We start from the raw sequence: 22,330 nt of genomic DNA on the forward strand, positions 1-22,330 counted from the left end.
TCCTTTCCTGTCGCCACGCTCTCACGCGGCGGTATCAATGCAGAGATATTTGAGTTCGGTGAAGGCCTCTATGCCCTGATGGGAGCCTTCGCGGCCAAGACCGGATTGTTTCCACCCCCCGAAAGGGATCGGCGCGCCGGTGATCTTCGCGCGGTTGATGGCTACCATTCCGTATTCGAGTGCCCGGGCCATACGGAGCTGTCGGGCGCCGTTTGCCGTTACGACATAGGCAACGAGACCATATTGTGTGGCATTGGCACGCTCGACGACTTCGTCTTCATCGTTAAATACCGTGACGGCGGCAACAGGTCCGAATGTCTCTTCGTGCATGATCGCAGCATCATCCGGCACATCGACCAGCAAAGTCGGCTCGAAGAAAAGCCCAGATTCCCCTCTCCGGTTACCGCCCACGACTATCCTGCTGCCCCGTTGCTGAGCATCCCGCACATGTTCTTCGACCTTATCGACCGCCCGACTATGCATCAGAGGACCGATGTCAGACGCCGGATCTAGCCCGTTACCGAGCTTCAGCGCCGCAATGCGCGCCGCAAACACCTCGGTGAAGGCTTTTAAGATTCCGCGCTGGACAAAGATGCGGTTCGCAGCAAGGCAATCCTGACCGGATGTCGCGAACTTGGCAGCCAAAGCAACTTCTACCGCCCGTTCGATATCGGCATCATCGAAGATGATTAACGGCGCATGGCCGCCGAGTTCCATGACAAGCCGTTTCATCGTGTTTGCGCTTTTGGTGGCAATCAGCTTGCCTATTTCCGTTGAACCGGTGAAGCTCAGTCCCCGCACGCGCTCATCACGGCACAATACATCAACGATGGGCGCAGCCTTGCCTGTTACAACATTGAATATGCCGGCAGGCATTCCGGCACGTTCGGCCAGTTCGGCCAAGGCAAGCGCGGAAAGCGGTGTTTCTGAAGACGGATGCACCACCACCGGGCAACCGGCGGCAATCGCTGCAGCCGCCTTGCGTGTAATCATGGCATGCGGAAAATTCCAAGGGGTAACAAGCGCGACGACGCCCAACGCCTCACGGCGCACCAGCATTTCTGCATTCGCGAGATGGCTCGCTATGGTTTCGCCATTGAGCCGTTTCGCTTCTTCAGCAAACCACTCGATGAAAGATGCGCCATAGTCGATCTCACCGCGCGATTCCGCCAGCGGCTTACCCTGCTCCAGCGTCATCAGAAATGCTAGATCTTCGCGATTTGCCGTGACCAGATCAAACCACCGCCGCAAGATTGCGGAGCGTTCCTGGGGTAGCTTATCACGCCAAGCTGGAAACGCCTTTACTGCGGCATCGATCGCAAGCGTCGCCTCCGCTTCGCCAAGACTTGCCACACGGGCAAGCCGCTGGCCTGTTGCAGGATCGAGAACAGCGAAGGTTTCGGCCTTTTCTCCCGCCACCCAGCGTCCTTCGACATAGCCCAATTCACGAAAAAGATGCTTATCGCGAAGCCTGCCAAGCCCGTCATGTTGTATCGGATGATCCAGAACGGCATTCATTGTTCTTCTCCCAATTCAGAAAGAAGTTTGTCACAAGATAGCTCCGGGTTCGGACCAAAGACATCCTGACGGACATGCGAATTGGACTAAATTTAAAAGCGAGACAGTCTGTTTGGGCTAGTCCGCGATTTCCTTGAACAGCGACAAAGGTGCGCTCGCCTTCTCGTCCTTGACCAGTTTGGTCACGATATAGGTGAAGTAGCGTTCTATACCGATATTCTGGTCCAGAAGACGATCAATCAGACGCTGATAGCCGTCAATGTCGGGTGCCACAATCATCAGAAAATAGTCCACGCCACCGCCAACCGACCAGCAGGACACGATTTCGGGTATAACTGTGATGGCTCTTTCGAACCGCTCAAAATCGCTTTGACGATGATTACCCAGAGTGATCTGCACAATTACATGCGCAATCGGTGCTATTTTTCGATAGGCGACGCGGGCGTGATAGCCAGTCACGATGCCCGCCTCTTCCAGCTTGCGCAGTCGCAGCCAGCAAGGTGTCGCGGAAAGTCCGACCTTCTCGGCCAAGGCAAGCTTGGTGATCCGCGCATTCTCCTGAACGGCTTCGAGAATACGCAAATCGACGGCGTCGAGCTTCAAGGCGGCTTTCATTCTGTTGATCCAGCATCTGCAAACATTCCTGTTCTCATTGGCACGCCCCTGCGCCGCTGACAAGGCTCCGACACCGAAAAGTCGTTACAGATCAAAATTGTAATGATCCAATATAATTATTGACATGATCCTATTGGTCTTTCACACATAGAGCCAAGAATAAAAAATCAAACATATGGGGAACGAGGATGCGACCTTACGGTTTCGCACGTGGTGCATTATTACACCTTCAGTCCGCTCATCCATTGCAGCGTTCGACAAAATTCAATGCTGCCTTCCCCATTGCCATGACGCTATGAGAGGCAGCGCCGTGCCAAGAATGACTAATGAAATGATTGGTCTTGAGGAAATCGAAGCAGCGCGCGACAGGCTGAAGGGCCTCGTCCTGAGAACGCCGCTGACACGCTCCGATAGTCTAAGCGAGCTTACCGGGACTCCGGTTTATCTGAAACTGGAAAATCGGCAGACGACCGGCAGCTTCAAACTGCGTGGTGCGACCAACGCTGTCCTTAGTCTGTCGTCCGATGATCGCAGACGTGGACTGGTGACCGCGTCAACCGGCAATCATGGGCGTGCTGTTGCGCATGCCGCTTCCGAACAAGGGTTGATCGCTACTGTTTGTCTTTCATCGCTCGTGCCTCGCAACAAGGTCGACGCAATCCGCGATCTTGGTGCGGATGTGCGCATCGTCGGGAAATCGCAGGATGACGCCATGGACGAGGTGGCGCGACTGGCGCGCGAAGAAGGAATGAACATCATTCCGCCCTTTGATGATCCGCGAATTATTGCCGGACAGGGCACAATCGGTCTGGAGATCATTGATGATCAACCCGACACCGAAACTGTTCTTATTCCTCTTTCAGGTGGGGGACTTGCTGCTGGCATCGCCGCAGCAGTCAAAGTCCTACGCCCTCATAGCCGTGTGATCGGCGTTTCCATGTCTCGCGGTGCCGCCATGAATGCCAGTCTCGAAGCCGGTAAGCCAGTCAATGTCGAGGAACTGGAGACACTTGCAGATTCATTGGGCGGAGGCATCGGGCTTAACAACCATTGGTCTTTTGCGATGTGTCGCTCGTTGCTGAACGAGGTGGTCCTGCTCGATGAAGAGGAGATTGCCGCAGGGATCAGATACGCTGCGACACACGAAGGGGAAATTGTCGAAGGCGCTGCTGCCGTCGGCATTGGCGCCCTGTTGAGCGGCAAGATCAGACCAACGGGCCCCACCGCCATCATTATCTCAGGCGGCAATATCGATCCCGAACAACATCGCGCGATTATGGAAGACCGCTATCGGAGGGCTGGCTGATGGCTGAAATGAGAATTCTGACCGAAGCTGATCTGCGAGGGATCATAGCCCTCGATCTTGAAAGCGTGACGTGCGTGGAGAATGCCTTCCAGGCACTTGCCCGTGGCGGTGTCAGCATGCCGCCAATTCTACGGCTGGACATCCCCGCCGAACGTGGCGAAGTCGATGTGAAAACGGCCTATATTCCCGGACTTGACAGTTTTGCCATCAAAGTAAGTCCCGGTTTCTTCAACAATCCTTCCATCGGCTTGCCCTCTACCAACGGACTGATGATCCAGTTCTCGGCAAGGACCGGGCTTATTGAAGCGCTATTGCTGGATAATGGCTATCTGACCGACGTGCGAACTGCGGCAGCAGGTGCTGTCGCCGCAAAATATCTGGCGCGGGAAGACGCCCATGTGGCCGCCATCTTCGGCGCAGGCATGCAGGCTGCAATGCAGCTTGAAGCGCTGACGCTGGTGCGCACCATCACCGAAGCAAGGATTTGGGCACGCAATTTCGACAGCGCCCAAAAAGCCGCGCGAAACTTTACCGAGAAGTTTGGAATACCGGTGACGGCAGTTGCAGATGCGCAAGAGGCTTGCGACGCTGCTGATATTATCGTCACGACGACGCCGTCGGAAACGCCGCTTATAAAGGCTGAATGGCTTGCACCCGGCCAACACGTTACTGCGATGGGTTCAGATGCCGAACATAAGAACGAGATCGATCCCGCCCTGTTCCGGCGACCGATCACCTATGTTGCCGACAGTCTCGCCCAAACGCGCAGGCTTGGCGAATTGCATCATGCAATTTCGGCAGGAATTGTTGCAGTGGATACTGTTTTCCCGGAACTGGGCCAGATCGCTCTCGGTGCAGCCGTATTCCAGCGGAAGGCGGGAGACATAACCTTCTGCGACCTCACCGGGACAGGCGTTCAGGATACGGCTATCGCCCGTCTTGCAACGGAGCGCGCCAGCCTGCGCGATGCAGGCACGAAAATCGATTCAACCAAAACTGCAGGAGCCAGTCGATGAGTGTGGAACTCAACTTCACCCGCGCGGAATACGATCAGCGGATAGCCAAAACCCGTCGCGCCATGGAGAAGGCAGGCTTCGATATTATCATTGTCACCGATCCATCCAATATGCATTGGCTAACCGGCTATGATGGCTGGTCCTTCTATGTCCATCAATGCGTTGTGCTTTCGATGGAAGGGGAACCGATCTGGTACGGTCGCGGTCAGGATGGCAACGGTGCGAAACGCACCGCATGGCTCCGCCACGACAATATTATCGGCTATCCCGATCATTACGTGCAATCGCTGGAGCGCCACCCCATGGATCTCCTGGCCTCGATGCTGGAAGAAAAGGGTTGGGGTAACAAAACCATAGCTGTCGAGTTCGACAATTATTGGTACACGGCTGCCGCGCATCATGCTTTGCAGAAACATCTGCCGAATGCCCGCTTCAAGGACGCGCAAGGGCTGGTCAACTGGCAGCGCGCCGTCAAAAGCCCAACTGAAATCGACTATATGCGCAAGGCCGGTCGTATCGTTGAAGCGATGCACCGGCGTATTGTCGAAAAAATCGAGCCGGGCATGCGTAAATGCGATCTGGTTGCTGAAATCTACGATGCAGGCACGCGCGGCGTTGATGATTTCGGCGGCGACTATCCTGCCATCGTGCCACTGCTGCCTTCCGGACCGGACGCATCCGCGCCGCATCTGACGTGGAACGACATGCCGATGAAGACTGGCGAAGGTACCTTCTTCGAAATCGCTGGTTGTTATAGGCGCTATCATTGCCCGCTGTCGCGTACCGTATTTCTCGGCAAGCCGACACAGGCCTTTCTTGACGCCGAAAAAGCCACACTCGAAGGGATGGAGGCAGGACTTGCCGCAGCCCGCCCCGGCAACACGTGCGAAGATATCGCCAACGGCTTCTTTGACGTGTTGAAGAAATACGGGATCATCAAGGACAACCGCACCGGCTATTCAATCGGGCTGTCCTATCCGCCGGATTGGGGTGAACGCACGATGAGCCTGCGCCCAGGCGACCGCACCGAACTGCAACCCGGCATGACCTTTCATTTCATGACGGGTCTCTGGTTGGAAACCATGGGGCTCGAGATTACCGAGAGTATCGTTATCACCGAAACGGGCGTGGAATGCCTTTCGAATGTGCCACGCAAGCTCGTGGTCAAGGATTAGGACGCTGCGATGATGCACACCTCGCCTCCCTCACGTCCCTCCCCGATCACACCGACCGTCGATCTCAATCGCGACGGCGTTCAGCACGGACATTTGCGGCTGCCATGGTCCAGAGACGATTCCGCATGGGGTTCGCTGATGCTGCCCATCTGCGTAATCCGCAATGGCGATGGCCCTACCGCCCTCCTGACTGGCGCCAATCACGGCGATGAATATGAAGGTCCGGTCGCCCTCTACGATCTCGCCGCCAATCTGAAACCGGAAGAGATCAGCGGACGTGTTATCATTGTTCCGGCAATGAACTTCCCGGCATTTCTAGCCGGGACGCGAACATCCCCTATCGACAAGGGCAATCTCAATCGCAGTTTTCCCGGTCGCCCGGATGGCACCGTCACAGAAAAGATCGCGGACTATTTCACCCGCTACCTTTTACCGGCAGCCGATATTGTCATGGATTTTCATTCCGGCGGACGGACACTTGATTTTTTGCCTTACGCTGCCGCACATGCCTTGCCCGATACGGCACAGGAAGCTCGCTGCTTTGCCGCTGTTAAAGCCTTCTCTGCTCCTTTTTCCATGCGGATGATCGAGATCGACGCCGTCGGCATGTACGATACGATAGCGGAAGAAGCGGGCAAAGTGTTTGTGACGACCGAGCTTTCGGGCGGCGGCACAATTTCTGCCCGCACCGCTTCCATAGCCAAGCGCGGCATTCGCAACCTTTTGCGCCATGCAGGCATTCTCGATGGCGATGTGGAGCTTTCACCCACGACATGGCTCGACATGCCATCGCAGGAATGTTTTGGCTTTGCCGATACCGAAGGTTTGCTTGAACCATTGGTCGATCTCGGCGCCGAGATACGCAAAGGCGACCTCATTGCCCGCGTTCATACCATAACCCGCACTGGTGCGGCTCCGCAGGAATACCGCGCCGCACTCGACGGAGTTCTCGCGGCCCGGCACTTTCCAGGCCTCATCAAGATCGGTGACTGCCTGTCGGTCATTGCCACGATCAGTAAGGAACCAGCCTCGAAATAAACCTATCAATACCAGCCAACCGACAAGCCGGACAGACAAACAACCGGCATTCAAAAAGAGGAGTGAACACGATGCGCATGAAACTTCATACGATTTCCGCCCTGTTTTCGGCTGCGGCAGTCCTAGCACTTACGCTTCCGTCGCACGCCGTCACGGTCGATGAACTCAAGAGTGCGGGCTTCGTTCGCGGGGCAACAGCGAACGAAGTGCCCTATGGTTATATGGACGAGAGCGGCGCTGCCAAAGGCATTGGCCCCGACGTCGCGGCTGCGATCTTCAAGAAACTCGGTATCGAGGAAATCGACTGGACGGTTACCCCATTCGGCTCGCTCATTCCCGGCCTGAAGGCAAAGCGGTTCGAATTCGTCGCAGCCGAGCAGAATGTCCTGCCTGATCGCTGCAAGCAGGTAACTTTCACCGTTGCAAATTCGAGTTATGGTGAAGGTCTTTTGGTACCCAAGGGCAACCCGAAGAATATCCATTCCTATGAAGACATCAAGAAAGATCCATCCCTGAAAGTCGCAATCGTTTCCGGTGCGGATCAGATCGACTTCCTGCATGGAATGGGTATCGATGAATCTCAGATCGTCATGATCCAGGGCAATGCCGATGCACCATCGACCGTCCAGACCGGGCGAGCTGATGCCTATGCCGCAACGGAACTGACAGTCGCCAAGCTGGTCGACAATTCACCAGAGTTGGAACAGGCGCATCCATTTACCGATCCGGTTGTCGATGGCAAATCTGCCAGAAGCTTCGGCGCTTTCAGCTTCCGTCCGGAAGATAAGGAATTCTATGAGTCCTTCAACAAAGAGCTCATCGAGTTCAAAAAGACTGACGACTATAAGAAAATCCTTATGAATTATGGGCTTAGCGAAGAAAGCGTAGAAGCTGCACGAACCGTGGATACTGCCAGCCTCTGCAACGCAAAGTAAGTCGATTTGCTGCCCGCTGAACCGGTTGACGGCTCGGCGGGCATTGTCTCATCTCAACCGGGAGACGACCATATGCATTGGACGGAATATCTTCCCGCCCTTTTCAAGGGGGCGCAAATCACCGCCATTCTTGCCCTCAGTTCTATGGCCATCGGCACCATACTGGCATTTGCAGCCGGAATTGCTCGCTTTGCAGGCGGACCGATCCTATCCACGATTGCGGTGATCTATATCGAGATATTCCGCGGCACCTCTCTGCTCGTGCAACTGTTCTGGCTCTATTACGCCCTGCCGCTGATTGGCATTTCGTTCGATCCGATCACGACCGGCATCATGGGGCTTGGGCTCAATATCGGCGCCTATGGCGCAGAAGTGGTTCGTGGTGCCTTACAGGCAGTTCCTGAAGCACAACATGAAGCCGCACGCGCACTCAATTTCAGCAAGGGGCACACCTTATTTCACGTCATCCTGCCGCAAGCGGTGGTCGAAATGATGCCGGCATTCGGTAACCTTGCAATCCACAATCTCAAGGATACCGCGCTTGCTTCACTGATCGCGATCAGTGACCTGACCTTCCAGGCCCAACGTTTGCGCAATCTGACGCTCGACAGTGTGACGATCTATACGCTGACCTTGTTCGGTTATTTTGCGATGGCGCTCGTGCTGGCCGCTGCCATTCGTTGGCTGGAACGGCGTCTGAAACGTCAGACGATGGCTGGAGGTTTCGCATGATCTACGGCTATGCCTGGGACACCTCGTCCACGCTCTCATTCGCGATTTCCATTTTGCCAATTCTGGCGATTGGTTTGACTGTAACTTTAAAGGCTGCCGCTACCGGCTTCGCAATTGCGCTGGTTCTCGGTCTTGTCTTCGCGCTTCTGCGCCGCAGCCCATACAAGATCATATCCTGGCCGACAGCAATCGTAGTGGAATTCCTTCGCGATACACCGCTGCTGGTGCAACTGTTTTTCTTGTACTATGTGCTGCCGGTCTACGGCATTGTTCTGCCTGCCTTTCTGACTGGCGCAATGGCACTTGGCCTTCAATATTCTGCCTACACGTCGGAAGTTTATCGTGGAGGTATCGAAGCCATTCCGCGCGGACAGTGGGAAGCGGCGCGGGCGCTCAATCTTACGCCATGGCGGACCTATCGGGATATTGTCATTCCGCAAGCCATACCCCGGATCATCCCGGCCATGGGCAATTACCTCGTCTCCATGCTGAAAGAGACACCAGTTCTGTCTGTCGTGAGCATTGTCGACATGCTGAACCTCGCCAATTTGATCGGCGACCGCACCTTCGAATATCTAGTGCCACTATCGATGGTCGGCCTGATCTTCCTTGTGCTGACCCTCATCTGCTCGGCGCTTATACGCCTGCTCGAACGCACACTTCCAAAGAACGGGATCGCTCTCAAATGACCCAGGAAATTATCCGCTTTCAGGACGTAACCAAGCGCTTCGGGGCCCTGACTGTACTGGATCGCTTCAATTTTTCGGTCAAGACAGGCGAGAAGGTCACGCTGATCGGCCCCTCTGGATCGGGAAAGTCAACGGTCCTCCGTATCCTCATGACACTGGAGCCGTTTCAGGAGGGTACGCTTGAGCTTGCAGACATGTCCTATCACGAGCCGAGCGGGAAAGGGCAATTTCAGGCGAGCGAAGGCCATTTGCGCAAGATCAGATCACATGTTGGCATGGTGTTCCAGAGCTTCAATCTGTTTCCGCATATGTCGGTGCTACGTAATATCATCGAGGCGCCGGTTCATGTTCTGGGCATGAAACGCGATGAAGCGGAGGCTCGTGCCCTTGACCTGCTCTCGCTTGTCGGGTTGACCGACAAGAAAGATCATTATCCTTCGCAACTTTCAGGCGGCCAGCAACAGCGCGTTGCTATCGCTCGCTCGCTTGCCATGCGCCCGCGTGTCCTGTTGTTCGATGAACCGACCTCGGCGCTTGACCCGCAGTTGGTGGGCGAAGTGCTTTCCGTCATTCGCAGCCTGGCACAAGAACATGATCTCACCATGCTTCTTGTCACACATGAAATGCGATTTGCCCGGGAAGTATCCGACCGCGTTTGTTTTTTTGACAAGGGACGTATCTGCGAGCAAGGCACCCCGGAACAGATATTCCAGTCACCGACAGAAGCTCGCACCAAGGAATTCCTGCAGTCTGTACTTTGAGATTGATCGTTTAGAGCGCGTTTCGATCTGATTGGATCAGATCGGCGCTCTATCTCTTTGTTTTGACGCGTATCTTTTCCGAAAACCGTTTCACACTTTTCGGGATGCGCTAAGCGATCGAACCAACATCATAAACGGGCGGCAGTTGGGCAAAGGTTTCACGGATCGTTTCAAGTGCAGTCTGCAAAGCCGAACGCGAAAGCCGTCCGCCAAGACAGACCCGGATGCCCCCGTTTCCCCGATCCGCACCAGCAACAAAAGGATCGGACGGTGTGACTGCAACACCTTTGTTGGCAAGCGCGCGCACCAGCCCATCCTCAGACCAGTTGCGAGGAATTTTCAGCCAGGCACATAGAGAAAGCGGATTACTGCCTGCCACCAGTGTGCCCAGAATGTCGGTCACTTGCGCCTGACGGGATCTCAACTCGCTACGCTGGATGTCGATAAGTTCCTCAGCCGTACCATCTTCGATCCAACGGCTGGCCATTTCTCCCATGAGATTGACGCCGCTCCAGCTTGTTACGCGTAGAATGGATGTAACCCGAATGGAATATTGCGTCGGAACAACGAGATAACCCGTACGCAAGCCAGTCATGACCGTCTTGGTAAAGCTGGTCACAAAGAAGCCAAGGTCTGGAAGCAGCTCCGGCATCGAAGGCAGTTTCTCTTCAAGGATGGGTTTGTAAACCTCGTCCTCGATAACGCAGACGTCATATCGCCGCGCGATTTCTGCGATGGCTATGCGACGCTCGGCCCCCATCAAATGGCTGGTCGGATTGCCGAGTGTCGGAATCATTACAAGTGCACGAACGTCTCCAGCTTTGCAGGCGGTTTCGAACGCATCCGGCAAAATGCCTTGTTCGTCAATCGGGAGCCCGCGCAGGGCAAATCCAAGCACATTGGCAAGACCAATGATGCCATGGTCGGTCAGGCTTTCCGTTAGCACTACCTCCCCCGGCTGAACAACCGCGGCGACGGCAAGAAACAGCCCATGTGCGGCACCGTTTGTGATGATAATCCGGCCCGGATCGACATCTACGGATAGACCACGCAGCCACTCCCGTGCGACCGCGCGATGTCGATCCAGTCCCGCAATCGGACGGCAAGGACGCATGAAGCTTGCATTATCCGACCGGCTCATTTCTTCGAGCAAGCGACGCGAGGCATTCTCATGCACTTCGGTATAAACCGCCCGAATGATCGACAGGTCGGCTGTCCCGCTGGGATCCCGATCAAGCATGAACCGGTCTGCTCGCTCCGTCACTCGATTGCAAACATATGTTCCTCGCCCGACCTCACCGCGCAGATAACCGCGCCGTTCAGCCTCCTTGTAACTGATACTGACTGTCTGCACAGAAAGCCCGAGCTTGTGAGCCAAATCGCGATGGGTAGGCATGCGCGTGGCGGGCAGAAGAATACCTTTCTCGACATCGTCAACGATTTTGTCCGTCAAAAGTCGGTGCTTTGTGACACCCTTGCGCATTTCCAACATGGGTTCCCACATACGTCCACTGACTCCATCATGACATATCTATAATTGTCTTATCATACTGGAAATTTATCATGACAATCCAGTCAAAACAGCAATTAGGAAGCAGTCATCCTGCCTAACGAGCACAACATCCGAACAACGGAGAATATGCCTCAACGAACGCTGATGTCGCGCAATGCATTGTGCCCGAAATAGCATCGGAAGATGTCAATATCGCCTCATAAAAGATGACAAGTCCCTCAAAACAAGCTATTGATAGTTAAAGTGAATTCTATCGTTCACCTATATAAATCGCTCATCGTCGCCGGATGAAATGCGCATGAATGAAAAACGGAGCTCACAGGCTTCCAAGCCGCAAAATCCAACCAAATCATTCCTTGAGAATGAACGTCCGACACTGAAGACAATTGCATTCATGACCGGCCTTGGCGTGACCACGGTTTCCCGTGCCTTGAAGGATGCACCAGAAATTGGTTTGGAAACGCGGAAACGCGTACAATTGATCGCCCGACAGATCGGCTATCGTCCCAATCGTGCGGGTGTGCGTCTTCGAACAGGTAAGACAAATGTCATTGCGCTGGTCCTGAATACACAGGACGAGATCATGGGTTTCACCAGTCAGGTCATTCATGGCGTCGCCGATGTTCTAGCTGAAACACAATACCATCTCATTCTCACGCCCTATTTTCATTCGAAGGCGTCGATCGAGCCGATCCGCTACATCGTGGAAACGGGTTCAGCCGACGGCATTATTTTCTCGCGTACAGAACCGGACGATCAGCGAGTCCATTTTCTGACGGAACATGATTTTCCTTTCGCCACCCATGGTCGTACTGATACGGGCATTGAGCACCCTTTTCACGACTTTGATAATTTCAATTTCTCGCTGGATATGGTCGGTAAACTATCATCGCGTGGACGAAAGCGGCTCGCTTTGCTGACTCCACCGGCCCATCTCACCTATTTCCGGCATATGGTGGGCGGGTTTTATGAAGGACTTCTTGCCTTTCACTGTAGCGGGTCGCCCCTTGAAGGTGTTGATCTCGATACGCCGCTTGAGGAGTTGCGGCGGCATATTGCTCAATTGATGAAAAGACCTGATCGACCGGATGGTATCATCTGTTCCGGTAGTGCGGCTGCGTTGGCAATCGTTGCAGGCGTCGAAGATGCCGGATTGAACATTGGCAATGAGGTCGATGTCGCAGCCAAACAATCAACGCAGATTCTGCATTGGTTTCGACCAGGGCTGATCGTCGTTGAAGAGAGTTTCAAGCTCGCCGGGCAACAGCTCGGTAAAGCCATTCTTGGCCGGATCAACGGCGTCGATGTCAGGTCTTTGCAGACCATCGGGTAAGAATAGGCGGAGGCCACTCCGACCCCGTAGAACCGGAATAGCCTCCTATCGCTCGGGAGGAGCGATGCAAAGTCAGTTTGCCACCCGATTCTTTCCGTTTTCTGCTGGCCGCAGCAAAGCTTCTGCTGCCGCAATGTTGAGTGCTTCCGGGCGCGTGCAGCGCGTTTCGATGTCGATAAAACGCCTTTCTTCACCAGATCTTAGCACAGCCAGCATGACATCGACCCCATGCAGTGCGCGTTCCAGCGAACAACGCATATCACGGCCATCCAGAATAGCAGCCGCCATATCTGCCAAACCAGCTGTTCTATAGTTAGCCATCATACCTTGAGAATGCTGTTCATTGGCAATTCCAAAGGGGTGCTCCCAATTACCAACTGGTTCAGCTGGCTTGCCCGGCTTCGTCAGTTGAACCTCTCCACCAAAGAAATTGGGATCCGGCAGATAGAGCGATCCTTCGGTGCCATACAACTCCATGTTCGCATGGCGATGCGCCCAGACATCCCAACTCGCTGAAAGCGTTATTGTGGCCCCCTGCTCGAACTCCAGCAATGCGTGAATGGTCGTCGGCGTCTCCACTGGAATGGTTTCGCCCTTGCGTGGTTCCGAGCTGATCATTCGCGTTGGTGTAGCCGCCGAGGTCAAAGCTGCGACGCGCTTTACAGGGCCAATCAGATTAACGAGATTGGCGATGTAATAGGGCCCTAGATCAAGGATCGGTCCACCACCCTGTCGAAAGAAAAAGTCGGGGTTCGGATGCCAATGTTCCATGCCATGGCTCATGACATGGCATGTACCTGACGTAATGCGCCCGACATTACCGCTATCGATTTCGCGCCGCGCCAACTGGTGCGCTCCGCCCAGAAACGTATCCGGCGCGCAACCTACTTTGAGATTGCGGCCATCGGCAAGCGCTTTCAGTTCCAGGCCCTGTTCCATCGAGAGAACCAGAGGTTTTTCCGAATAAGCATGTTTGCCTGCAGTCAGAATTTTCTTTGTGACAGCATAATGAGCATCGGGAACCGTAAGGTTGACGATGATATCGATGTCGTCGTTCAGAAGCAGTTCATCGATAGTCTGTGGTTTAACACCAAACTCTTCCGCACGCGCTTTTGCTGCGGCAGGATTGATATCGGCACATGCCCTTATTTCGATACCTCGAAACAACGGAGACAGCCGTAGATAGGTAGCAGATATATTACCGCAACCGATAATGCCGACACCAAGTGTCTTGGTCTGTTGGTTTCCATGCGGAACTGAACCAGCTCTTCGGCCTGCCGTCCGTGATTGAGCTGGGTTGCGCCCATCGGATTACCACCGAGAATACGGCTGATAATGATCGGTCGCGCGGTAGACCCGCTACCGGCAATCGCTCCATCGACCCACTTGTCGCCACCGAGTGCATCATATTTTTCAGCGAGAACTTTGACCGCCGCAGCCTCACCGCCAGATGTCCACCAATGCGTAACTTCAAGATTGGCCGACGAAGCTGTATCTGCCATTGTCAACGCTGTCATAACCAGACAAGCGGATGCGGCGAGAAGCTTTGCTCTTTCAATTAACATTTCATATCCTCCCAAATCTGAAACGTTACAGATATGGTATTCGAAACAATCTCTCTTGCAAGTATTTAATTTCCAACGGACAGAATTCAACGCTTGCGTGGAGATTAACTAATTGAATCTCCCTTATTTTTCCTTGATATATTTTTGCTTGTGAGAGCATCAGCCTGTGTTTTTCCTCATGACCAACTCAGCATAGAACACACATTTAGAAAGAATCTGTAACGTTACAGATTGCGTAAGCCGCAAACAAAAAGGACGCCCGCGAGGACGTCCTTTCGCTTTTCGAAATAGACTTAAATCAGGCAGCCTTATTCAAAAGGCCATGCGGATCGAGCACGAATTTCTTCGCAGCACCCTGATCGAAGCTTTCATAGCCCTTCGCTGCATCCTCAAGTGAAATGACCTGAGCGTTTACGATTTCGGCGATGTTCAAGCGCCCATGAAGGATCGCTTGCATCAACTGATGATTATACTTCAAAACGGGGGTCTGTCCGGTATGGAACGACTGCGCCTTGGCCCAACCGAGGCCGAACCGCAGCGAAAGACTACCTTGTTTCGCAGCGTTATCGACGGCGCCCGGATCTTCGGTGACATAAAGTCCCGGAATACCGATTGCCCCGGCTGGACGAGTTATCTCCATCATCTGGTTCAACACGATTGCCGGTTGCTCACCGCCACTATGTCCCCGCGCCTCGAAACCGACGGCATCGATCGCGCTGTCGACTTCATTGCTGCCTGTGACCTCAGCAATCATATCGCCAAGGCGGTCGCTTGCCGAAAGATCGATAGGTTCGAAGCCAACTTTTCGAGCGTGATCGAGGCGCTCTTTGTTGAAATCGCCAATCATGACAACCGCAGCGCCCAGAATACGTGCTGAAGCAGCAGCGGCAAGACCGACCGGTCCCGCGCCTGCGACATACACAACGGAACCAACCCCGACGCCGGCCTTGACCGCGCCATGGAAGCCCGTCGGCAGGATGTCGGAAAGCATGGTCAAGTCGCGGATTTTTTCCATCGCCTGTTCACGATCAGGAAACTTGAGCAGATTGAAATCAGCGTAGGGCACCATGACGTAGCGTGCCTGCCCGCCAATCCACCCGCCCATGTCAACATATCCATAGGCGCCACCAGCACGCGATGGATTGACCGTCAGGCAGACACCAGTGTCCTGGGATTTACAGCAGCGGCAGCGTCCACAAGCAACGTTAAACGGCACCGAGACGATATCGCCCACGTCGAGCATCTCGACATCGCTGCCCTTCTCTATGATTTCGCCCGTGATTTCATGACCCAACACAAGGCCGGGCATCGCAGTGGTGCGTCCTCGAACCATATGCTGGTCGGAACCACAAATATTGGTCGAGATCACCTTCAGTATGACGGCATGCCCCAGCTTCCTCCCATCAGGTGCCGCCAACGCTGGATCTTCAATATCGCGTACTTCGACTGTCCCGGGCCGCAAATAAACGACACCACGGTTCTTGCTCATGTCTACCTCCTCCAGGTCGAACAACACTGACAGATTTCAAGCAATGCAATGATCGATAGTTTCCGGGCATGAATTGAAAATGCCCGTTTCACGGAGGTTACAGACTGACAGCGAGCTGTTCAGTCTCAATCGCGACACGTCTCATTCAAATTGACCGTGGGAGAATGAAGGTCGCACCGTCAATATACAGAAGGCTTCACGTTCTCCCCACCTTCATCAAAAATGAAAGCAGAGCCGACTATGCGCACGTTGCGGTCGGTTATGGGTGCGAAAGACGCAGTTGAAACACTGACAACATCGTTACGCGCGGGACGCGTATCCGGCATGGGAACAACCACATTCTTGAGTGCTCGACCGCCTCTGTTATTGGCGCGCAACTCGCTGATCTTGCCGATATAGCCAGCCCAATCACATTTCTGGAATTCGCTGCTACCCTGATAATTGTAGGCAGTGGGCAACTCGATATAGGGTTTGCCATTCGAGACTGACACCATATCGGCTGTCTCACCGTTCGGGTCGTTCAGAACATAGAGATCGACATTCTGCCCCTGACAGATGAACCGGCATTGTGCCATCGTTTCCGCCACATTGTCAGATTTCTGAAATTGAGAATGCGGGGTGGGAAACAGATAGCCATCCGACAAACGAACACAGTAAGTCAAAGCGCCTTTGATGCCGTTCGGCACCCATGGTTTGCTGTTCGTTGCAACCGCCGACATCTTTGGTCGATCAAGCTTCACCTTTGTGGTTTGACTGGCACCGGGCTGCTCACCACAAGAACGGGAAGAAAGCGAACTGGACGAAAGCTGCCGCTGTATTTCAGCTATTCGCTGCGAAAGATCGCGACAAGGATTGAAAAAACCACCGCGCTCGTCCCCGCCCTTGCAACCTCGACTGCGTTCCAGCGCGCGCAGTGCCGAAAGCTGGCGCTGCGTCATCATATCCGCAGCACCGGCTGCTCGCGTACAAGACGCGGCAGCCAATTGCGGAAAACAAAGCAGTCCAGTCAAAAGAAGCAAGGCGAAAGATTTTGCCACCACAACACCTTTGAAACCCATAACTTTTGATGATTACCTCACCGACAAGAGCTGTCGAGGTGCTTCCAATTCTGAACCTTCGCGTTTGGAGTTCAGCACTTCATCAGGATTCATTTCTGATACCAGAGCAGCTAATGCCAACCGCAGATAGAGAGGCGCGTCTGTGCGATCTATCGCCTTCAGCGCAACTCGCGAGATACCGAGAGAGTGCGCCAACTCTTGCTCGGAAGTGTTCAGGGATGCACATATTCTCGCGAGCTTTTCGTATGCACGTCTACCCATTGTCGTTGTTCCCTCCTCTGAAATCTGGCGATTGATTTCGATCACCATTGTTTTTACCACTTTACATTCAGCCCCAAATTGCCTTCCCATATCCGGCTGCGCTCCCCGCCAAGATTGGTCGTATAATCAGCTGTCGCAAACAGACTGGCTTTCTCGGTGATATCCAAGGTCAGTCCGCCACCCAGTTCCAGCGACGTACCTTTGAGATCGGTCACAATCGGATCAGTGGCAAAACGCACAGTCTGATCCGCCGAAAAATTCTGCCATAGATTGGCTTTTAGATACGGTCGCAATTTTCCGACCGATGTTTCCTGCCTGCCTTGCAGTCTGAACCCGATCCGCCCCGTCCAAGCATCATTTGTATCAAACTCTACCGAAGAATATCGATCCGCCTGATCGTCGAGCGAAAGGCGCTGCCATATCAATTGCGCCTGCGGTTCCAGTGTCCAGTTTTCGCTCAGGGCAACAGGATAGCCCCCTTCGAGCGAAGCCGTAACCCCTTGCCCGTCGAGATCGATACTCTGGCCCGCATTCGAGGCTGCATCACCACCGAACCAGGTTCCCATAAGTATGGCGTCAAGATACCAGCCCTGTGGCCCGATATGAGTCCAGTACCCACCGAAACTTGTACCTGTAACTTCGAGATCACCAACTGCGAGATCATTCCAGCCGAGCGCTTGCCCGGTAATGTCACCTGTTGCGCGGGAATAGCCGAAGAACAGGCCGAAACGGTCAGAATGTCCGCCACCCGTTTCGCGACCAAGAATATCCTGTCCCGCCTGAATACCAAAGAGCTTTCCATCGAGGCCCGGTGCAATTGTCCCCCGCCATTTCATGTCGACATCCTGCCCGAAGACTCTGCCCCAGCTCGCAGGCAGATAGCCGGCGGTGTCCAGCAAATCCTGCTCACCGCGACGCTCATGAAACGTACCGAGCGTGGAAAGTGCCAGATGGTGTGCCACTGGCGGCAAAGCCGAATAGACTGGCACTTCCACACGATAAAGCGGCACTACGTCGCCCTGAACCCGTGTAGCTCCCGGAGAAGGCGGAACTGCTCCATCAAATGGAAGGCCAACCTCGTGCTGCTGCCCTATCGCATTATTCGGGGGATGAGGCGCTTCTGCCGAATCTGGCGGTGGCGGAGCTTCAGGAGCGATGGCACCTTCAGTCACCGGAGTTTCTGTGTCCGGATCGGCTGGCAAGGTTGCTGGCGGCTGCTCAAGTGCAGGGGGTGGAGCAGTCGTTTCAGGTTCTTCCGGTGTAACGGAAGTTCCGCCTGTCGAGGCAGGCGGTTCACTTCCATGAACCAATGTGGATCTCAGATACCAGTTCTCAGTCGTATTTGCCGATACACCGCCCTTGAACAGAAAGTATTCGTAAGCGCCGGCAGCCGCACGACCATTCAAAGAAAATGCGTTCTGGTTAGTCGAGGCACCATTCAACGCCTGCACAACCATGATACCGTCGGCATTCGTCGCAGCGCCTGCGCCACCAACATTCGTGACGGCGATGCTTGTATTACCCGATGCAACGCCCGCATCGATCACAAGCTTGTCCGAAGGTGCGCTGTCGGAAGCGAGTACTGTGTCTACGAACAGAAGACCGTTCTGGCCGTCATAGTTGCCCTTGATCGTAAATGTGTCAGCGACGCTGGTTCCGCCATTGGTCAAATCAATGCGCCCGGCATTGAAAACATTGGCCAGTTGTCCTGCCGCGAACGGATTTACACCGCCCTTTGCCGCACCGCCATAGACCGTACTCGTCGCGTCTATGTTGAGCACCCCTGTCCCTGTTCCGGCGTCGCCCAACGTGAGAGCGCTATCGAAAAGAAGACGTGTGTCATCGGTAAGATTGATCGTTTCCCAGCTATCAAAACGGGCGACTTTTCCCGTCTTTACATTATTGAACGTGAGAACATCGGTCCCCGCACCACCGGTAAGCTGTTTGGTTGCGCCAATATTGGCATCCGTGAGGTTGGTGAGAATTGCGGTATCATTATCCGGGCCGAGATCAATCGCCCCATAGATTATACCGCCGCCGTTCCAAGAGAACTGATCGTTACCGAAACCAAGCAGGACGTCGCCCGCGACTGTTCCACCCGTCATGGTGACACTGTCGGTTCCGCTACTGATACTTATGTTGCCGCCAATCATGCCACCCGAAACGATAATCGTATCGTTGCCAAGCCCTGCAATAAGATTGCGGTCAATGGTTCCGCCGGACATATTGAAATAGTTATTGTCGAGCTTGAGATTAACACGTCCGATACGCCCATCAGTCATCACGGCATAGTCACCGTCGTCAAAGGCATCGACGATACGCCCGCCCGACATGAAAAAACGGTCGTAACCATTGCCCTGATTGAGCGAACCAATCTCGCCGCCCGTTATGCGGAATTCGTCAATATCGTTTCCTTGACGAACGTTGCCCGTGACATTTCCACCCGTAATGAGGAAACTGTTGAGACCGTCACCCTGATTGACATTCCCCACGATCGAACCGGAATGGACTTCCACACGATCAACGCCGGAGCCGAAGACAACATCCCCGCTTATGGTTCCTGCTCCTCCAGATGGCAAAAGCAATGTGTTGTTGCCGCCAGTATCGGCAAGGCCACCGGAAGATGTGCCGCTATCGCAGATGAATGTGTCATCGCCGAGCGTTGGAGAGAACGAACATGCAGCCAAGGAAGGGGTGCCGTGCAGCAAGGCGGCGCCCAAAGAAATCAGCGCCGTACTCGATAAAAAATGAAACGCGCTAAAGCCAACGCTGCGACGATGCATTGAAACCCCTCAGTTACTAGCAATGCATTACTCGTAACAATAGAAGGGCATTTTCTTTCATTAGGCAACGCAAAATATCAGATGGAAAATAAAACTACTTCTGTAAAACCAAGGATAATCAAACAAATAAAACAACCGCGTGGAACGCCTCAATATGGAGTATATTCATGCTGAGTAAACCGCTATCGCATATACTTACACCTATAAAATATTAATTTTATTAGAAAATTTGTCAAAATCCCCCTGAATAGGGGAATATGCGGGGACATAAAAACAGCTACCAATGATTGATTTATCAAATAAGAAGCAATCTACAATTGTATGAAGTCAAAGATTTCACATTGAGATAGGCATTAACTTTGTCGGAAAAAAAGTACATGCAACGCGGCTCTCCACTATACGCCTGACGCGACATAGGGAAGCAAATTGATTGAATCTGAAAATCAGTAAAGAATCGCAGTGTGATAAGCGCAACGTCTTTGCAAACAAAAACATCTGACTTGATTTCAACCAGGCCAGACAAACCACACTGAAGTTATTTTTCAGCTTCTAGAAATCGTCCCTATGCCGGATCGATTGCAGATAGGCATAGGCAGTACCCAAAAGCACTGGCACGATTACCAAAGCGGTCCAGAATAGAATATTGCTCATCTCTGCCCTCCCTCCCATGGTGCGTAGCGATGTGCATCCTGCATCTCTGCAGCTTCTATTCTAACACGTAAAAGCGCCGCTTGTTCCATATTCTTAATAGGAGGTTAACAGTCCCCGCTATTCTGTTGGGCAAATATTGCGACAAGCCAATCGATGAATACCCTCACGCGTGGAGAAAGCTGCCGATCGCGTGGATATACAACGGATACAGGTGACGGGCTTGGAGGATAAGCAGTGAGTATCGACACCAATTTTCCACCAGCGATATGTTTCATCGCGTGATAACGGGGTATCTGAATAATGCCGAGCCCCAAGCAGGCATTGGCTGTATAGCTTTCAGCGGCATTGACCGTTACAGGCGCTGGAATCGTGACTGTCCGTAACCTGCCTTCGACCATAAATTCCAATGGCATAGGCGCAATACTACCGCTGGTCCTGAAACCGATCATCCGATGACCAACGGCCAGATCATCTGGATGTTTGGGATGTCCAAATCGCGCGATATAAGAAGGGGATGCAACGGTGATTTCTTCCAGCGTCGTAACACGCCGGGCAATCATGTCACTATCCTGCAATGCGCCGACGCGCAGTACGCAATCAATACCTTCCCGAACTGGGTCAACGAACCTGTCCCCCTCGGTCATATAGAATTCAATCTCCGGATATTTCTCCAGAAAGGCTGGTAACTCCGGCAGGAGAAAATGACGCGCAAGCGTCCCCTGCACTTCTACGCGCAGCAAGCCTCTGGGGGTTGCCCCCGAAAATCCGCCTTCTGCATCTTCAACATTGGCGATAATTTCTATGCAGCGCTGATAATATGCCTGACCGTCAAGCGTCGGATTGACATGACGTGTGGTTCGCAGAAACATCTGTGCGCCCAAGCGCTTTTCAAGCTGCTTGATCGCGTCCGTAACCGTTGAACGGGGTATCCCGAGATCTTCCGCCGCCAGAGTGAAACTGCGCCGTTCCATTACGCGGGTGAACACCCGCATCGCGTCAAATCTGTCCATCTCACTGTTCGGTATTTTCGGATAGTGATGACAAATAATGCCCGATTAAGCGGATGCAGAAAAGTGCAATCTTGCTGTGGGTTGCACAAAATCAAATCACGCGAACGGAGAGGACAATGTCCAATACGAAAAGCAAGGTTGTCATCGTCACTGGAGCATCGCGCGGTATCGGCGCGGCTATTGCCGAAAGGCTGGGCCGCGATGGCTTTATCGTTATCGTCAATTATGCAGGCAATGCCGCTCTTGCTGATGCAGTGGTTAGCAAAATCGAGGCTTCCGGCGGCATTGCGCGAGCAGCACAGGCAGATGTTTCCGATCCCGCCGCAGTAAAGAGAATGTTCGATGCTGCCGAAGACGTGTTCGGCGGCGTAGATGTTCTCGTCAACAATGCCGGGATTATGGCCCTCTCACCTATTGCCAAGACTGAAGACGCTGATTTCGATAATCTTGTCGCAGTCAACCTCAAGGGCACCTTCAATACCATGCGGGAGGCCGGAAAACGTCTTCGCGACAATGGGCGTATCATCAATTTTTCCACTACCGTCGTTGGCTTGAAACTGGAAAATTACGGTATCTACGCCGCAACCAAGGCCGCAGTTGAAATGTTGACAGCCATCATGGCCAAGGAAATGCGCGGGCGAAACATAACCGTCAATGCCATTGCGCCCGGCCCCACGGCGACCGATCTTTTTCTGGATGGAAAGTCTGAAGAACTGATCGCGCGCATGGCCAAAATGAGCCCGCTTGAACGTCTCGGCACACCGGAAGATATCGCGGCGGTAGTCGCATTCCTGGCTGGACCGGATGGCGGCTGGGTAAACGGCCAGACATTGCGTGCCAATGGCGGTGTCATCTGAAGTACTGGCTACGTTCTGCGATGCA

The 22,330-nt window shown here is 53.6% G+C and carries 19 protein-coding genes and 1 pseudogene; 10 read left to right on the forward strand and 10 right to left on the reverse strand.

All coding sequences use genetic code 11. The annotated features are described in order from the left end of the window. Positions 1 to 21: 21 nt before the first annotated feature. Both F9K91_RS14415 and F9K91_RS14420 read right to left on the reverse strand, forming a co-directional pair. Complete coding sequence (locus tag F9K91_RS14415) at positions 22 to 1,518, reverse strand: NAD-dependent succinate-semialdehyde dehydrogenase (protein WP_151678037.1); 1,497 nt, start codon at positions 1,516 to 1,518, stop codon at positions 22 to 24. 117 nt (positions 1,519 to 1,635) lie between these two features. Further along, positions 1,636 to 2,121 carry an Lrp/AsnC family transcriptional regulator gene (locus tag F9K91_RS14420; protein WP_192800793.1) on the reverse strand — a complete coding sequence of 162 codons (486 nt, stop codon included), beginning with the start codon at positions 2,119 to 2,121 and terminating at the stop codon, positions 1,636 to 1,638. Positions 2,122 to 2,452: 331 nt separating this feature from the next. Between F9K91_RS14420 and eutB the strand changes: the two genes are divergently transcribed. The 8 genes from eutB (at position 2,453) to ehuA (ending at position 9,785) form a co-directional block, all read left to right on the forward strand. Then, complete coding sequence (gene eutB / locus F9K91_RS14425) at positions 2,453 to 3,439, forward strand: hydroxyectoine utilization dehydratase EutB (RefSeq protein ID WP_235913033.1); 987 nt, start codon at positions 2,453 to 2,455, stop codon at positions 3,437 to 3,439. Beyond that, the gene (locus F9K91_RS14430) at positions 3,439 to 4,455 is read left to right on the forward strand and encodes a cyclodeaminase (protein ID WP_151555799.1); all 1,017 of its coding nucleotides are present in this window, start codon (positions 3,439 to 3,441) and stop codon (positions 4,453 to 4,455) included. Before eutB ends, F9K91_RS14430 begins: the two co-directional genes overlap by 1 nt. Beyond that, complete coding sequence (gene doeA / locus F9K91_RS14435; protein WP_151678038.1) at positions 4,452 to 5,630, forward strand: ectoine hydrolase DoeA; 1,179 nt, start codon at positions 4,452 to 4,454, stop codon at positions 5,628 to 5,630. The genes F9K91_RS14430 and doeA overlap by 4 nt, the downstream gene beginning before the upstream one ends. Before the next feature lie 9 nt (positions 5,631 to 5,639). Further along, a complete protein-coding gene (gene doeB, locus F9K91_RS14440; RefSeq protein WP_151651539.1) occupies positions 5,640 to 6,668 on the forward strand; it encodes a N(2)-acetyl-L-2,4-diaminobutanoate deacetylase DoeB in 1,029 nt (342 codons plus the stop codon). Between the two features lie 71 nt (positions 6,669 to 6,739). Continuing rightward, positions 6,740 to 7,603 carry an ectoine/hydroxyectoine ABC transporter substrate-binding protein EhuB gene (ehuB, locus tag F9K91_RS14445; protein ID WP_151555802.1) on the forward strand — a complete coding sequence of 288 codons (864 nt, stop codon included), beginning with the start codon at positions 6,740 to 6,742 and terminating at the stop codon, positions 7,601 to 7,603. A 72-nt stretch (positions 7,604 to 7,675) separates the two neighbouring features. Continuing rightward, entirely contained in the window at positions 7,676 to 8,335 is a 660-nt protein-coding gene (gene ehuC, locus F9K91_RS14450; protein WP_061347876.1) for an ectoine/hydroxyectoine ABC transporter permease subunit EhuC, read from the forward strand. Then, complete coding sequence (gene ehuD, locus F9K91_RS14455; protein ID WP_151651540.1) at positions 8,332 to 9,024, forward strand: ectoine/hydroxyectoine ABC transporter permease subunit EhuD; 693 nt, start codon at positions 8,332 to 8,334, stop codon at positions 9,022 to 9,024. Before ehuC ends, ehuD begins: the two co-directional genes overlap by 4 nt. Then, complete coding sequence (ehuA, locus tag F9K91_RS14460; protein ID WP_151555805.1) at positions 9,021 to 9,785, forward strand: ectoine/hydroxyectoine ABC transporter ATP-binding protein EhuA; 765 nt, start codon at positions 9,021 to 9,023, stop codon at positions 9,783 to 9,785. The genes ehuD and ehuA overlap by 4 nt, the downstream gene beginning before the upstream one ends. Before the next feature lie 109 nt (positions 9,786 to 9,894). On the opposite strand, the gene ehuR is transcribed toward ehuA, so the two are convergent. Continuing rightward, the gene (gene ehuR / locus F9K91_RS14465; protein WP_151678039.1) at positions 9,895 to 11,289 is read right to left on the reverse strand and encodes a MocR-like ectoine utilization transcription factor EhuR; all 1,395 of its coding nucleotides are present in this window, start codon (positions 11,287 to 11,289) and stop codon (positions 9,895 to 9,897) included. A 307-nt stretch (positions 11,290 to 11,596) separates the two neighbouring features. Here ehuR and F9K91_RS14470 point away from each other — a divergent pair, with 307 nt between their 5' ends. Next, positions 11,597 to 12,631 carry a LacI family transcriptional regulator gene (locus F9K91_RS14470; protein WP_151678040.1) on the forward strand — a complete coding sequence of 345 codons (1,035 nt, stop codon included), beginning with the start codon at positions 11,597 to 11,599 and terminating at the stop codon, positions 12,629 to 12,631. A gap of 72 nt (positions 12,632 to 12,703) precedes the next feature. Here F9K91_RS14470 and F9K91_RS14475 read toward each other — a convergent pair whose 3' ends face one another. From F9K91_RS14475 to F9K91_RS14505, 7 genes and pseudogenes are all read right to left on the reverse strand, one after another. Further along, the gene (locus F9K91_RS14475; RefSeq protein ID WP_151678041.1) at positions 12,704 to 13,846 is read right to left on the reverse strand and encodes a Gfo/Idh/MocA family protein; all 1,143 of its coding nucleotides are present in this window, start codon (positions 13,844 to 13,846) and stop codon (positions 12,704 to 12,706) included. Between the two features lie 41 nt (positions 13,847 to 13,887). Next, positions 13,888 to 14,148 (reverse strand): annotated as a pseudogene (locus F9K91_RS14480) (carbohydrate ABC transporter substrate-binding protein); the annotation flags it as partial. Between the two features lie 346 nt (positions 14,149 to 14,494). Continuing rightward, entirely contained in the window at positions 14,495 to 15,685 is a 1,191-nt protein-coding gene (gene fdhA / locus F9K91_RS14485; RefSeq protein ID WP_151678042.1) for a formaldehyde dehydrogenase, glutathione-independent, read from the reverse strand. Positions 15,686 to 15,864: 179 nt separating this feature from the next. Next, positions 15,865 to 16,626: a DUF2865 domain-containing protein gene (locus F9K91_RS14490; protein WP_235913011.1), complete on the reverse strand. Its 762-nt coding sequence runs from the start codon at positions 16,624 to 16,626 to the stop codon at positions 15,865 to 15,867. A gap of 129 nt (positions 16,627 to 16,755) precedes the next feature. After that, positions 16,756 to 17,052 carry a hypothetical protein gene (locus F9K91_RS14495; RefSeq protein WP_235913013.1) on the reverse strand — a complete coding sequence of 99 codons (297 nt, stop codon included), beginning with the start codon at positions 17,050 to 17,052 and terminating at the stop codon, positions 16,756 to 16,758. 5 nt (positions 17,053 to 17,057) lie between these two features. Further along, on the reverse strand, positions 17,058 to 19,787 hold the full coding sequence (locus tag F9K91_RS14500; RefSeq protein ID WP_151678043.1) for an autotransporter domain-containing protein: 2,730 nt from the start codon (positions 19,785 to 19,787) through the stop codon (positions 17,058 to 17,060). A 755-nt stretch (positions 19,788 to 20,542) separates the two neighbouring features. Continuing rightward, positions 20,543 to 21,448 (reverse strand): LysR family transcriptional regulator, encoded by a 906-nt coding sequence (locus tag F9K91_RS14505; protein WP_151678044.1) that lies wholly within the window; start codon positions 21,446 to 21,448, stop codon positions 20,543 to 20,545. A 116-nt stretch (positions 21,449 to 21,564) separates the two neighbouring features. Between F9K91_RS14505 and F9K91_RS14510 the strand changes: the two genes are divergently transcribed. Further along, a complete protein-coding gene (locus F9K91_RS14510) occupies positions 21,565 to 22,305 on the forward strand; it encodes an SDR family oxidoreductase (protein WP_151678045.1) in 741 nt (246 codons plus the stop codon). Positions 22,306 to 22,330: the final 25 nt, after the last annotated feature.

The organism is Brucella tritici (assembly GCF_008932295.1).
GTDB classification, from domain to species: Bacteria; Pseudomonadota; Alphaproteobacteria; order Rhizobiales; family Rhizobiaceae; genus Brucella; species Brucella tritici.

Bases quoted from the DNA above. Each gene is read 5' to 3' on its own strand.
- F9K91_RS14415 (WP_151678037.1), bottom strand. From the start codon at position 1,518: ATGAATGCCGTTCTGGATCATCCGATACAACATGACGGGCTTGGCAGG.
- eutB (WP_235913033.1), top strand. From the start codon at position 2,453: ATGACTAATGAAATGATTGGTCTTGAGGAAATCGAAGCAGCGCGCGAC.
- F9K91_RS14430 (WP_151555799.1), top strand. From the start codon at position 3,439: ATGGCTGAAATGAGAATTCTGACCGAAGCTGATCTGCGAGGGATCATA.
- doeA (WP_151678038.1), top strand. From the start codon at position 4,452: ATGAGTGTGGAACTCAACTTCACCCGCGCGGAATACGATCAGCGGATA.
- doeB (WP_151651539.1), top strand. From the start codon at position 5,640: ATGATGCACACCTCGCCTCCCTCACGTCCCTCCCCGATCACACCGACC.
- ehuB (WP_151555802.1), top strand. From the start codon at position 6,740: ATGCGCATGAAACTTCATACGATTTCCGCCCTGTTTTCGGCTGCGGCA.
- ehuC (WP_061347876.1), top strand. From the start codon at position 7,676: ATGCATTGGACGGAATATCTTCCCGCCCTTTTCAAGGGGGCGCAAATC.
- ehuD (WP_151651540.1), top strand. From the start codon at position 8,332: ATGATCTACGGCTATGCCTGGGACACCTCGTCCACGCTCTCATTCGCG.
- ehuA (WP_151555805.1), top strand. From the start codon at position 9,021: ATGACCCAGGAAATTATCCGCTTTCAGGACGTAACCAAGCGCTTCGGG.
- ehuR (WP_151678039.1), bottom strand. From the start codon at position 11,289: ATGTGGGAACCCATGTTGGAAATGCGCAAGGGTGTCACAAAGCACCGA.
- F9K91_RS14470 (WP_151678040.1), top strand. From the start codon at position 11,597: ATGAATGAAAAACGGAGCTCACAGGCTTCCAAGCCGCAAAATCCAACC.
- fdhA (WP_151678042.1), bottom strand. From the start codon at position 15,685: ATGAGCAAGAACCGTGGTGTCGTTTATTTGCGGCCCGGGACAGTCGAA.
- F9K91_RS14490 (WP_235913011.1), bottom strand. From the start codon at position 16,626: ATGATGACGCAGCGCCAGCTTTCGGCACTGCGCGCGCTGGAACGCAGT.
- F9K91_RS14495 (WP_235913013.1), bottom strand. From the start codon at position 17,052: ATGGTGATCGAAATCAATCGCCAGATTTCAGAGGAGGGAACAACGACA.
- F9K91_RS14500 (WP_151678043.1), bottom strand. From the start codon at position 19,787: ATGCATCGTCGCAGCGTTGGCTTTAGCGCGTTTCATTTTTTATCGAGT.
- F9K91_RS14505 (WP_151678044.1), bottom strand. From the start codon at position 21,448: ATGGACAGATTTGACGCGATGCGGGTGTTCACCCGCGTAATGGAACGG.
- F9K91_RS14510 (WP_151678045.1), top strand. From the start codon at position 21,565: ATGTCCAATACGAAAAGCAAGGTTGTCATCGTCACTGGAGCATCGCGC.